12 protein-coding genes and 1 riboswitch are annotated in these 13979 nt (G+C 32.9%); of the genes, 6 read left to right on the top strand and 6 right to left on the bottom strand.

Annotated elements, in window-relative coordinates; genetic code table 11:
- Positions 1-27 precede the first annotated feature (27 nt).
- The 5 genes from dapB to BB045_RS00550 form a co-directional block, all read right to left on the bottom strand.
- Positions 28-753, bottom strand: a complete 726-nt coding sequence (gene dapB, locus BB045_RS00570) for a 4-hydroxy-tetrahydrodipicolinate reductase (RefSeq protein WP_070581385.1) — start codon at positions 751-753, stop codon at positions 28-30.
- Positions 753-1637, bottom strand: a complete 885-nt coding sequence (gene dapA, locus BB045_RS00565; protein WP_070581386.1) for a 4-hydroxy-tetrahydrodipicolinate synthase — start codon at positions 1635-1637, stop codon at positions 753-755. Before dapA ends, dapB begins: the two co-directional genes overlap by 1 nt.
- 1 nt (position 1638) lies before the next feature.
- Positions 1639-2628 (bottom strand): aspartate-semialdehyde dehydrogenase, encoded by a 990-nt coding sequence (locus BB045_RS00560; protein ID WP_011275809.1) that lies wholly within the window; start codon positions 2626-2628, stop codon positions 1639-1641.
- Between the two features lie 65 nt (positions 2629-2693).
- The gene (locus BB045_RS00555) at positions 2694-3896 is read right to left on the bottom strand and encodes an aspartate kinase (RefSeq protein WP_070440018.1); all 1203 of its coding nucleotides are present in this window, start codon (positions 3894-3896) and stop codon (positions 2694-2696) included.
- Between the two features lie 81 nt (positions 3897-3977).
- A riboswitch (Lysine riboswitch) is annotated at positions 3978-4154 on the bottom strand.
- A 195-nt stretch (positions 4155-4349) separates the two neighbouring features.
- Positions 4350-5954: an ABC-F family ATP-binding cassette domain-containing protein gene (locus BB045_RS00550; RefSeq protein ID WP_070440020.1), complete on the bottom strand. Its 1605-nt coding sequence runs from the start codon at positions 5952-5954 to the stop codon at positions 4350-4352.
- Between the two features lie 153 nt (positions 5955-6107).
- Between BB045_RS00550 and cvfB the strand changes: the two genes are divergently transcribed.
- The 6 genes from cvfB (at position 6108) to phoU (ending at position 11979) form a co-directional block, all read left to right on the top strand.
- The gene (gene cvfB, locus BB045_RS00545) at positions 6108-7007 is read left to right on the top strand and encodes an RNA-binding virulence regulatory protein CvfB (protein ID WP_070440022.1); all 900 of its coding nucleotides are present in this window, start codon (positions 6108-6110) and stop codon (positions 7005-7007) included.
- Between the two features lie 347 nt (positions 7008-7354).
- On the top strand, positions 7355-8305 hold the full coding sequence (locus tag BB045_RS00540; protein WP_037551398.1) for a PstS family phosphate ABC transporter substrate-binding protein: 951 nt from the start codon (positions 7355-7357) through the stop codon (positions 8303-8305).
- Positions 8306-8490: 185 nt separating this feature from the next.
- A complete protein-coding gene (pstC, locus tag BB045_RS00535; protein ID WP_011275815.1) occupies positions 8491-9417 on the top strand; it encodes a phosphate ABC transporter permease subunit PstC in 927 nt (308 codons plus the stop codon).
- A 1-nt stretch (position 9418) separates the two neighbouring features.
- Entirely contained in the window at positions 9419-10339 is a 921-nt protein-coding gene (pstA, locus tag BB045_RS00530) for a phosphate ABC transporter permease PstA (protein ID WP_070581388.1), read from the top strand.
- Positions 10340-10449: 110 nt separating this feature from the next.
- Positions 10450-11325 carry a phosphate ABC transporter ATP-binding protein PstB gene (gene pstB, locus BB045_RS00525; RefSeq protein ID WP_070581389.1) on the top strand — a complete coding sequence of 292 codons (876 nt, stop codon included), beginning with the start codon at positions 10450-10452 and terminating at the stop codon, positions 11323-11325.
- Positions 11326-11337: 12 nt separating this feature from the next.
- The gene (gene phoU, locus BB045_RS00520) at positions 11338-11979 is read left to right on the top strand and encodes a phosphate signaling complex protein PhoU (protein WP_037551427.1); all 642 of its coding nucleotides are present in this window, start codon (positions 11338-11340) and stop codon (positions 11977-11979) included.
- Positions 11980-12085: 106 nt separating this feature from the next.
- On the opposite strand, the gene pepF is transcribed toward phoU, so the two are convergent.
- Positions 12086-13900, bottom strand: a complete 1815-nt coding sequence (pepF, locus tag BB045_RS00515; RefSeq protein ID WP_075140383.1) for an oligoendopeptidase F — start codon at positions 13898-13900, stop codon at positions 12086-12088.
- Positions 13901-13979 lie beyond the last annotated feature (79 nt).

Genomic DNA, 13979 nt, shown 5'->3' with positions numbered 1-13979 from the left:
TCCTTAATATTTTCTAGATTTTATATCTTATAAGTTGTCAAACGTGTAATAACCGCTAGATTGGTTTATTAATTTTTCAGCAGCAGTGATTGCTCCATTTGCAAAAATATCTTTAGACTGTGCTTTATGTGAGATTGTAATGGTTTCATCTGTTCCTGCAAATAATACATCATGTTCACCTACAATAGTCCCACCACGAATAGAGTGAATGCCAACTTCATCTTTAGTGCGTTGTTCTGTATGTTCATGTCGATCATAAACTGGTGTGATATTTTGGCGTAAGTCTTTAATAACATCATATATTTTTACTAATGTACCACTAGGAGCATCTACTTTTTTATTATGATGTGCTTCAGTCAACTCGATATCATAATCTTGAAGAAGTGGTACAGCTGCTTCTAATATTTTAGTTAAAGCATGTACACCATAACTCATATTTGCACTAAAGAATATGGGCATGTTATGGCTTAATTCATTTAACTTTTCAACTAATTTTTCTTTTTCACCTGTAGTAGCTATAACTAAAGGTAATTGAAACTCTTCTTCAAGAAGTGGTAACAATAGATTAGGATTTGAAAAATCAATCGCTACATCCGCTTCATTTTGTGCATCAGCAATGTGATCATAGTGTGTATATGGTGTTGTCTCATTTTTTCGAGGTTCAATAACACCTATAATTTCATGACCTTTTTCCTCTGCTAAGCGAGCTACTCTTTGATTCATTGCACCGTAACCAATAAGTAAAATTTTCATTAAAGTTCACCTGCTTTAAACTGTTCAAATGCATTGATTAAGACTTTGGCATCTGCATCTTCTAACGGAAGAAGTGGTAAACGCAATTCATAATTACCAAAACCTAAATGACTTGTTAACGCTTTAATTGGAATAGGATTAACATCTACAGAAAGGGCATCTAATAATTTACTAATTGGTTCGAAATCGTTTGAAATATCTTGTCCACTTTGTTTAGCATCATATAAAGCTTGGAATTCTTTAGGAATTGCATTTGCAATAACTGAGATAACACCATTGCCACCTCTTTGATAAAATTCGACAACATTATCATCATTACCACTATATAAAGCGAATTCTTCTTGATTGATACGACTTTTAACGTCTTCATAATATTCAAAGTCATTTGTGGCATCTTTGATTGCAACAATATATTGGTTATGACTTAATGTTTCAACTGTCTCTGGTTCAATTGTCATATTTGTACGAGAAGGTACATTATATAGTACAACTGGCAATTCAACTTCATTCGCAATCGTTTCGAAGTGTTTAACTAAGCCACGTTGATTTGTTTTATTGTAGTAGGGGGTAATTAACATAATTGCATCTGCACCAAGTGCTTTAGCGCGTTGAGATGCTTGAATTGATTTGGCAGTATTATTCGTACCTGTACCTGCAATAATAGTCACACGATGATTAACTTGCTTTATAACTGACTCCAATACTTGTTCTTTTTCTTCTTCAGTTAAAGTAGAGCTCTCAGCTGTAGTTCCATTAACAATAATTGCTTTTACACCATTGTTTAATAGGAAATCTACATGTCTCTCTAATGCATTATAATCAACTTCATTATTTGTGAATGGGGTAGCAAGTGCTACTCCCACACCTTCGAATAAATGTGGCATATTATCTAGCTCCTTTTAAATTGATTACTTGCTCTAATACTTGTACTGCATTCAATGCTGCACCTTTCAATAAATTGTCAGATGTGCACCAAACGTGGAATGTATTATCTAATGAGTCATCTCTACGGATACGGCCTACAAATACTTCATCTCTACCAGTAGAGTTAAGTGCCTGAGGATATTCATTTTTTTCAGGATTATCAACTAATACAACACGTTCGTCTTTATCAAATAAATCTTTAATTTCCTGTACAGTTGCTTCCTTATCTAAAGTAACGTCAATTTCAACACTATGACTATCTTGTACTGGAACACGTGCACATGTTGCAGTTACTTTTAATTCAGGCTCATGTAAAATCTTGCGTGTTTCATCAATCATTTTTTGTTCTTCTTTTGTATATCCATCCTCTAAGAATACATCAATATGTGGTAATACATTATTATAAATAGGGTGAGGATACGCTTCTGGTTCTTTACCATTTGCACCTTCAGCTAAATCTCTTTTACCTTTAATACCTGAACCTGAAACAGCTTGATAAGTTGTATATGCAACACGTTTTAAACCAAATTGATCTTGTAATACTTTTAATGGTACTACTGATTGAATTGTAGAACAGTTAGGGTTGGCAATAATGCCGCGCTTAAATTCAGGTTGATTTACTTCAGGTACAATTAAGTCAATATCTTCAGTCATGCGCCATTGACTAGAGTTATCGATGACAATTGCACCTGCCTTTTCAAAGATTGGGGCGAATTGTGCACTTGTGCCACCACCGGCACTCATTAGAACGTAGTCAAATTTTTCACTTGCTGCTTCTTCTGTTAATTCTTGTACAACATACGTTTGGCCTTGAAATTGAACTTCTTTTCCTGCTGATCTAGCTGATGAGAATAATACTAACTCATCGAACTTGATGTTTTTGCGATCAATTGTTTCTAACATTTTTGTTCCAACTAAACCTGTTGCTCCGACTACTGCTAATCTTGTCATAAAAGTCACTCCAATATCATTTGTTTGAATTTTAAAAAAATTATTTATAAGTAGCATGTTGATGTTTAAATATCAAATGCATTGTATAATACTTCAACCGCTTTTTCCCCATTATCAGCATCTATCACATAAGAAATACTAATTTCAGATGTTGTAGTTTGATAGAATGGGATATTTGCATTAATTAAAGTAATGAAAGCCTTTGATGCAACGCCCGATATATCTCTCATACCCGAACCAATAAGCGAAATTTTAACGTATTCTTCATTAATTTTATAATCCAATGCGTTAAATGAAGAAGAAAGGTTACTCAAAATAGTTGAAATTTGTTGTACATCACTATCTTTAATAGAAAATGATAGCTGCAATCCTTCAACGTTAACTATTTGGGATATCATATCCACATTTACTGAACCTTCTTCTAATGCTGTGAACAATTGCGTTAAAAGACGATTATCAGGTAGGGGATAACTAATTGTAACGTGCATCATATGCTTATCTAATGCTACACCTGTTACAGCTTTTTTCTCTAATAAGTCTGTTCTTGACATAATCCATGTTCCTTTCTCATTTGATAAAGTTCTACCGAGATACAATGGGATATCATAGTTCTTAGCAAGTTCTACGCTTCGAGTTTCAAGAACGCCTGCACCTAATGCACTCATTTCCATCATTTCTTCATAAGAAACATAATCTAAACGTTTTGCCTTACTTAATATTCGAGGGTCAGTGGCATAAACGCCATCAACGTCAGTATATATTTCACATGGAATTTGATTACTTGCAGCAATTGCAACTGCCGTTGTATCTGATCCTCCACGTCCTAACGTTGTAAGTTCAAATGCATCATTAATACCTTGGAAACCAGCAACGACTAACACATCTTTGTCGGTGAATGCTTTATCAAATGTTTCTGGATTGATTTCAGCAATTCTGCTTTTTAAATGATGGCCAATCGTTTTAATACCTGCTTGATAACCAGTCATTGCTCTAGCATTAACACCGATATCATTTAACACCATGGATAAATATGATACCGTCTGTTGTTCACCGGTCGTTAAAAGTAGGGCGAGTTCCTCATCTTTAGGTGTAGCAGTAAGATTTGATACATTATCCATTAATTGATCTGTTGTTTTACCCATAGCACTAACAACTACAATTAATTGTTCACCGTCATCCACACGGTTCTTAAGCATTTCTGCAATATTTTTTATCTTTATAAAATCAGCGACGGATGAACCACCGAACTTCAAAACACTTCGCTTCAAAACTTTACCTCCTAAAATATAGGGAGGCACACGCTATAAAAAAGAACAAGTTCGGAAGTGCGAACTTGTTCGTGATTTATATACAAGTGATGCACTCCATTATTAAATAATAATGACAAACTTTCAGCTCTTAACCACAAAGTCCAACAAATCATAGCTGCGATTATGATTCATTTCGGCATCGCACCCTTTCTATATTAGCTGTTGCAGACAGTTTATCTAATATATACTGATGATTGATGCGCCTCATCAATTTCTTATTCAATTGCTATGTTTTATATTATACATATGGCAATTGTGTCTGTAAACCGATAATTGTGATTTTTTGAAATAGACTGAAAAATCAGAAAGTATTTTTACCATATGTAAGTAAAGGTTTATGAAATGGGTAATAAGATAGTAAAATACGCACTCCCCAATTTAGTAATAGGGAAGTGCGTATGTATTTATAGATTATTTTTGTAATACGCCAATCTCTTGTAAATATTCTTCATAAGGAACTTCTTTAGATAAACCACCTGATTGATTTAGATCAATCACACGATTTGCAATAGTATTGATAAATTCAAAGTCATAAGATGTAAAGATGATTGATCCTTTGAAAGAAGCTAATCCATCATTTACTGCTGTAATACTTTCTAAGTCAAGATGGTTAGTAGGTTCGTCTAATAGTAAAACATTGGCACTTGATAGCATCATTTTACTTAACATACAGCGAACTTTTTCACCACCAGAAAGTACACTAGCTTTCTTTTTAACTTCTTCACCACTAAATAACATTCGTCCTAAGAAACCACGTAAGAAAGTTTCTGTTTGTTCATCTTCAGGTGCATATTGACGTAACCAATCTACTAAATTCATGTCTACGCCTTCAAAGAACTCTGAGTTATCTTTAGGGAAGTAACTTAATGAAGTCGTTACACCCCATTTAAATGTACCTTCATCAGGCTCCATTTCACCAGATAAAATTTTCAATAATGTAGTTTTTGCAATTTCACTATCTCCAATCAAAATTGCTTTATCATTAGGATTCATAGTGAATGAAATGTTATCAAGTACTTTTTCACCATCAATTGTTTTAGAAAGTCCTTGAACAGTCAATAAATCATTACCGATTTCACGTTCTGGTGTGAATTTAACATATGGATATCGTCTTGAAGATGGTTGTATATCATCTAATTCAATTTTTTCTAATTGTTTCTTACGACTTGTTGCCTGTTTAGATTTAGAGGCATTAGCTGAGAAACGTGCAATAAAGTCTTGTAACTCTTTAATTTTTTCTTCTTTTTTCTTATTTTGTTCTTGAGCCATTTTTTGAGCTAATTGACTAGATTGATACCAGAAATCATAGTTACCTACATATAATTTAATCTTACCGAAATCTAAATCAGCAATATGTGTACATACGTTGTTTAAAAAGTGACGGTCATGAGATACCACGATGACAGTATTATCGAAGTTAATTAAGAAATCCTCTAACCAACTAATGGCAGGAATATCTAAACCATTGGTAGGCTCATCGAGTAAAAGTACATCAGGCTCACCAAATAAACTTTGAGCTAATAAGACTTTCACTTTTTGATTATTTTCCAATTCTGACATTTGCTTATCATGTAAATCAGCAGATATGCCTAAACCTGAGAGTAAAGAAGCAGCGTCAGCCTCTGCGTTCCAACCATTCATTTCGGCGAATTCACCTTCTAGTTCAGCGGCACGTATACCATCCTCATCACTGAAATCAGGTTTCATATAAATTTCATCTTTTTCTTTCATGACTTCATATAAGCGTTCGTGTCCTTTGATAACAACATCTAATACTCGTTCTTCTTCATAGGCGAAGTGATCTTGTTTCAAAACAGCTAAACGTTCATCTTTACCCATTGAAACATGTCCTGTTTGAGAATCAATTTCTCCTGATAAAATTTTTAAAAACGTTGATTTACCAGCACCATTAGCCCCGATAAGCCCATAACAATTTCCTTCAGTAAACTTAATATTTACATCTTCAAATAGTTTACGATCGCCAAAACGTAAACTTACATCAGTTACTTGTAGCATGCTTTTACTCCTTTATTTATCGTTTATCTAACGGAAAAATTATATCATATTCTTTATATAGTTTCGACCTAATGCAAATCTAAACACGTGAATGATAGTTTTTAGTATGCATGTTATAATAATGAAGAATACAAACCCTCGAAGGAGAATATTATGGCATTAGATAAAGATATTGTTGGTTCAATTGAATTTTTAGAAGTCATTGGCTTAGAAGGTTCTACATACCTTTTAAAAGGTCCTAATGGTGAACAAGTAAAATTAAATCAATCAGAAATCAATGATGAAGATGAATTAGAAACAGGTGAAGAATATAGTTTCTTCATATATCCAAATCGCTCAGGCGAATTATTTGCTACTCAAAACATGCCTGACATTACAAAAGATAAATATGATTTTGCAAAAGTGTTAAAAACAGACCGAGATGGTGCACGTGTAGATGTAGGTTTACCAAGAGAAGTGCTAATCCCATGGGAAGATTTACCAAAAGTAAAATCACTATGGCCACAAACTGGAGATTATGTATTAGTAACATTACGTATAGATAGAGAAAATCAAATGTTTGCTCGTCTTGCTAGTGAAACAATTGTAGAAAAAATGTTTACACCTGTATATGATGATGAAAAACAGAATGAACTGATTAAAGCTAGACCATATCGACTATTAAGAATTGGTAGTTTCTTATTATCGAAGGAAGGCCATAAAATCTTTGTGCATGAATCAGAGCGTAAAGAAGAACCCCGATTAGGTGAAGAAGTAGAAGTACGTGTTATTGGTCATAATGACAAAGGGGAACTCAATGGTTCATTTTTACCTTTAGCTCATGAACGTCTTGATGATGATGGTCAAGTAATATTTGATTTATTAGTAGAATATGAAGGTGAATTACCTTTTTGGGATAAATCAAGCCCAGAAGCAATTAAAGAGGTGTTCAATATGAGTAAAGGCTCTTTTAAACGCGCAATAGGTCATTTATACAAACATAAAATTATTAATATTGAAACAGGCAAGATCTCTTTAACCAAAAAGGGTTGGAGTCGAGTAGAAGATAAATAATCATAAATATAAACATTTTCCTTCTATTAAAATAGTTGTTTTATTAGTACAAAATAATAACGTTAAAAATTAATTTAAAGTCATATTACTTATTCAAAGTAAAATACAACACTAACAATATATTTTACACTTTCAGTCACCTTTACGGGAGTGATACAGCATTTCATTATGAATGCTGTATCACTCCCGTCTTTTTTATAGATAATTTTTATGAAAAATATTGTTTTTCCTGCAATCTTAACGAAAACTTTACATTTAAACTATTTTATATTAATAAAAGGCATGTATCATAAGCATTGTAAGAAATACATATAACATTTTGGGTTATCTATTAGGAGGATATTTTAATGAAAAAATGGCAATTAGTTGGTACAACTGTTTTAGGCGCTTCAGTATTATTAGGCGCATGTGGCGGTGGAGATAGCAGTGGAAGTGGTTCTGGAGATGGCAAAGACCTTAAAGGTGAAGCAAAAGGTGAAGGTTCATCAACAGTAGCTCCTATCGTTGAGAAATTAAACGAAAAATGGGCTAAAGATCATCCAAACGCTACTATTTCATCTGGTCAAGCAGGTACTGGTGCTGGTTTTGAAAAATTCATCGCTGGCGAAACTGATTTCTCACAAGCTTCTAGACCTATTAAAGATGAAGAAAAACAAAAATTAGAAGACAAAGACATTAAATATAAAGAATTAAAAATTGCACAAGATGGTGTAACTGTTGCAGTTAACAAAGACAACGACTTTGTTAAAGAATTATCTAAAGATCAATTGAAAAAAATCTACAACGGCGAAGCTAAAACTTGGAAAGATGTAAACTCTAGCTGGCCTGACAAAAAAATCAAAGCTTTCTCTCCAAACTCAAGTCACGGTACTTATGATTTCTTTGAAGAAGAAGTAATGAATAAAGAAGATATCAAAGCAGAGAAAAACGGAGACACTAACGTAATTGTTCAATCAGTAGAGAAAAACAAAGAGGGTATCGGTTACTTCGGTTATAACTTCTACGAACAAAACAAAGATAAATTAAAAGAAGTTAAAATCAAAGACGATAAAGGTAAAACAACTGAACCAACTAAGAAAACAATCAAAGACGGTTCATATGCTTTAAGTAGACCATTATTCTTATATGTTAAAGAAAAATCATTAAAAGATAATGATGTTATGAAAGAATTCATCAAATTCACATTAGAAGACAAAGGTAAATCTGCTGAAGATGCTGGTTATGTAGCTTCTCCAGAAAAAACTTACAAAGATGAACTTAAAGAATTAAAAAAATACGATAAAAAATCAGATAAATAATAATCATTATTAATATCAAAGGGCTGGGAATTATTCAAGGGGTATTACAAGGTAGCAACTCTGCTACCTTGTTCTCGAATATATGGGTGATTGTTAAAATGTTTTAGGTTAATTTGAACTCATTGTTTACCTGATAATTTCTAGCGCTTTTTTAAATTTATTGGGAGAAAAAGAGAGGGTTATATATGGCATCGGAAACTAATGTTAGAGACTTGATAGCTAAAAATAACGCTAAAAAGGGCGGTTTCAGTGATAAAATCGTACCTATTATTTTAGGAATTATAGCTGCAATCTCAATTTTAACTACAATTGGTATTCTTTTCACTTTGATAACTGAGACAATAACATTCTTCACACGCGTATCTATTGTTGAATTTTTATTCACTAAAGACTGGAACCCAACTGGTTCTGATCCTAAATATGGTATTTGGGCTTTAGTTATTGGTACGTTGAAAATTACAGTAATTGCAACTATCGTCGCAGTTCCAATTGGATTAGGTGCTGCAATTTACTTAAGTGAATACGCAAGTGACAAAGCAAGACGTATTATTAAACCAATTCTTGAAATTTTAGCAGGTATTCCAACAATTGTATTTGGTTTCTTTGCTTTAACTTTTGTAACACCTGTACTAAGAACAATAATTCCAGCACTTGATAGTTTCAACTCTGTCAGTCCAGGAATTGTAGTAGGTATCATGATTGTTCCAGTAATTACAAGTATGAGTGAAGATGCAATGGCATCTGTTCCAAACAAAATTCGTGAGGGTGCTTATGGTTTAGGTTCAACAAAATTTGAAGTTGCTACTAAAGTAGTATTACCAGCCGCAGCTTCAGGTGTTGTAGCTTCAATCGTATTAGGTATTTCAAGAGCGATCGGTGAAACTATGATTGTTTCATTAGCTGCAGGTAGTTCACCAACAGCTTCATTAAACTTAACGAATTCAATTCAAACTATGACTGGTTATATTGTTGAAGTTGCAACTGGAGATGCTACATTCGGTTCTGATATGTACTACAGTATTTATGCAGTAGGTTTCACATTATTTATTTTCACATTGATAATGAACTTAATTTCTTATTGGATTTCGAAACGCTTCAGAGAGGAGTATTAATATGACAGCTACTACAAATCCTAAAGCTAAAACACTAATTGACCAAAACAAAGTAGAAAAAAATATCTCAAGTCGTGATAAAACAAATAAATTAAATAAATGGTTATTCTTTACATGTATTGTAATAGCTTTATTAGTACTTGCAGCATTATTGATACAAACATTTGTTAAAGGTGTTGGCTATCTTACACCAGATTTCTTTACAAATTTCTCTTCTTCTACACCTTCACAAGCAGGTATTAAAGGTGCGTTAGCAGGGACAATTTGGTTAATGATAAGTATTATTCCAATCTCTATCGTTCTTGGTGTAGGTACAGCGATTTATTTAGAAGAATACGCTAAAGACAATTTCTTTACTAGTTTCGTTAAAATTAGTATTTCTAACTTAGCTGGTGTACCTTCTATCGTATTCGGTTTACTTGGATTAACATTATTCGTTCGTGGTGGCGGTATTCAAGCATTAGCATTAGGAAATAGCGTTATTGCTGCCGCTTTAACAATGTCATTGTTAATTCTACCGATTATTATCGTATCAAGTCAGGAGGCAATCAGAGCAGTTCCTAATTCTGTTCGCGAAGCTTCTTATGGCTTAGGTGCAAATAAATGGCAAACTATTCGTCGTGTCGTATTACCGGCTGCTTTACCTGGTATTTTGACTGGATTCATCTTATCACTATCACGCGCATTAGGAGAAACAGCACCATTAATCTTAATTGGTATACCAACTATTCTATTAGCAACACCAACAAGCATTATGTCTATGTTCACAGCATTACCAACTCAAATTTACACTTGGGCTAAAATGCCTCAAGCTGAATTCCAAAATGTTGCATCAGCAGCAATTATTATATTACTTGTAATCTTATTACTAATGAACGCAATAGCCATTTTCTTACGTAACAAGTTCTCTAGAAAATATTAATCCAATCAAATACAACATAATTTAGGGAGTGAAGGTTGAATCGATAATATCATGTTTTTAATAGAGCATAACTATCGTTTCAATCTTACAGATATAAAGGAGTTTTAATTATGGCAAATACAAATATTAAAGATAAAGAGTTAGCAAAACATACTGATCAATCTCAAGAATCAATTTCAACAGTAGTTTCATCTAATGAAGTTAAACACAATAAAGAATCAGATAGCAATAAAAAAGTAGTTTATTCAACACAAAACTTAGATTTATGGTACGGAGATACACATGCGCTACAAAACATTAATTTAGATATTTTAGAAAATAATGTAACTGCTATTATTGGACCATCTGGTTGTGGTAAATCAACTTATATTAAAACATTAAATCGTATGGTAGAATTAGTACCTTCAGTAAAAACTGCTGGTAAAATTCTATACCGTGACCAAAATATTTTTGATGAAAACTATTCTAAAGAAAAATTAAGAACAAATGTAGGTATGGTATTCCAACAACCAAACCCATTCCCAAAATCAATTTACGATAATATCACTTATGGTCCTAAAACTCACGGTATTAAAGATAAAAAATTATTAGATGAAATCGTAGAAAAATCATTACGTGGCGCGGCAATTTGGGATGAATTAAAAGATAGATTACACACAAACGCTTACGGTTTATCTGGTGGGCAACAACAACGTGTTTGTATTGCTAGATGTTTAGCTATTGAACCAGATGTTATTTTAATGGACGAGCCTACATCAGCTTTAGACCCAATCTCTACATTAAGAGTTGAAGAACTTGTTCAAGAATTAAAAGAAAATTACTCTATTATTATGGTTACACACAACATGCAACAAGCTGCACGTGTATCTGATAAAACAGCATTCTTCCTTAATGGTTATGTTAACGAATACGACGACACTGATAAAATCTTCTCTAATCCTTCTGATAAACAAACAGAAGACTACATCTCAGGACGTTTTGGTTAATATTCTATAATGATGACCATTATTAGACATAAATACGAAGGTCAATTAGGTGAATTAATTAAGGATATTCGTCACCTTGGTCTTCGTGTTTATTTTAATCTCGAACATGCATTAGTGTCGTTAAGTGAAGAGGATAAAAATTTTGCAAGACAAGTCATTGAGAATGATAAAATAATCAATAACTTAGATTATGATATTAATGAAAAAGTTATTATGTTAATTACAAAGCAACAGCCAATTGCTACGGATTTAAGAATGATGATGGCAGCTTTAAAAATTTCCACAGACTTTGAACGCATGGGAGATAACGCAGCACATATAGCGCATATTCGTCTTCGAGTAAAGATTACAGATCACTATGTATTGACTCGATTAAAAACGATGGGGAAATTAGCAATGCTAATGTTGCAAGATCTTAATACAGCTACGAAACAAGAGGATATAACGTTAATCAAAGAAATTATTGAGCGTGATAAAGATATTGATGATCTTTATGCAAATATAGTTAACACAACATATTTAATAGATAATGACCCTTTTGTTGCTGGCCAAGCACATTTAGCTGCACGAAATCTTGAAAGAGTCGGAGACCATGTTAGAAATATTGCAGAGAGCGTTTATTATTTCTATACTGGTGAACATTATGAAAAATAATATAGTATCAAATCCTAAATAACCCAAAATCAAACAATTAAACCCTGATAAGACTGATTAAATCAGTTATTATCAGGGTTTTACTATTAATCAAAATATATATAATTTAATTAGCCTTGTTGTCAATTTCATTTGTTAATTGTTCAGCTTCATTAACTAAATCAGAGATATATTTAATAGTAGCTTTAAGTGGTGCATCTGTAGTGATATCAACACCTGCAATTTTTGCTAATTCAATAGGAGATAGACTTCCACCCGCTTTTAATGTCTCAAGCCATGCATCTACAGCTGGTTGGCCTTCTTGTTTAATTTTTTGTGAAACAACCGTACCAATTGTTAATCCAGCAGAGTAAGTGTATGAGTATAATCCCATATAGTAGTGAGGTTGACGCATCCAAGTTAATTCAGTTCCATCTGTTAATTCAACAGCATCACCAAAGAATTGTTCATAAACGTCTCTCATAATCTTATTAAGCACAGGTGCTGTGAGTGACTCACCATTATCAACTTTGCGATATACTTCACGTTGGTAAGCAGCTTCTAACAAGTGTGTTACCATATTATGATAATATGTGCGTGATAAAATAGATCCAATTACCCAACGTTTAAATTTAGGATCTTCACTGTTACTGAATAGATAATTTGCCATTAACATTTCATTCATGGTAGATGGTGCTTCTACAAAGTACATTGAAGCTTCAGAATCTAATAAATTTTGATGTTGTTGTGCCAATGTAAAATGACCTGCATGTCCCAATTCGTGTGCTAGTACAAACGTTTCAGTCATCTTTCCAGTCCATGAAATAAATACATATGAATGTGTATAATAAGGGCTAGCACAGTAAGCACCTGTGTCTTTTCCTTTATTTTGTGCAAAATCTATCCAACGATCACTATATGCTTGCTCAACCATTTGTATATAATCTTCGCCCAGTACATTTAAAGCACCATGAATATATTGTTTAGAATCTTCGATTGATATTTCAGGTTCATAGCTTGGATCAACAGAAACCTTTAAATCCTCAAAGCGCATTTTATCTAAACCGTGTATACGTTGTAATAATTTAGCGTATTTTTGCATTACAGGTGCTAAATTACTCATAATTACGTCGATTTGTCTGTCATACATTTCTCGTGTAACTTCTTGATCGTGTAATAAATAGTCTATGACAGAATCATATCCTCTTAAGTCAGCCTCAATTTTTTCTTGTTGCACATGTTGATTGTAAGTCGCAGCAGTAGTATGTTGATATTTTTTCAGAGCATCACTAAAGCTTTTAAAACTTTTTTGTCTAAATTCTGGATCAGCATTATCCTCGTATTCATTTTCAAATGTTGCGTAATCCATAGGGTATGTCACATTGTTATGTTCAAATGATTCGAAGGCAATATCAAGCATTTTCGTTGTGCCGTATAATTCATATGCACTTTGAAAAGTAGGCGATAAACTCGCCATTACTTGTTCCACTTCAGGTGACAATTGATATGGCTTACTTTCAATTAATTTCTCTAAGTAGTGAGGCACATCAGATTCTTCTATTGCTTCTTTAATAATCTCTTCAGGTAACATTAATATTTCAGATTCTACAAAGGATAACTGACTTGAAATCTTACCATAATTTGTCGATAACTTTGCGCTTAATGTTTGTGCATCAGTATTAGCAGTATCAACGCTTAGTCTTAGTTCCGCATAATTACCAAGACGATCAAGTTGAATAAGAATATTTTCAAATTCTGATAATACTTTTTTTATCATCCTAGCATCTGAAATTTTCCCTTTATATTGTTGATTAAACGACTTCGATTGATTTAGTACATTATCTAAAGCGTCATAAAATTGTTCATCACTATCAAACAAATCATTTAAATTCCATTTTTCTAGTTCTGGAACATCTTTTCTAAATGGTAAACCTGACGTCATAAATTCCACTCCCTTAAAAATCATTTCACAATCATTATACACAATATCATTTTCAAACTCATTATTAAGCCTCAAGACC

Source organism: Staphylococcus sp. MB377 (assembly GCF_001922505.1).
GTDB classification, from domain to species: Bacteria; Bacillota; Bacilli; order Staphylococcales; family Staphylococcaceae; genus Staphylococcus; species Staphylococcus haemolyticus.
This window is presented reverse-complemented; position numbering and strand designations above follow the sequence as displayed.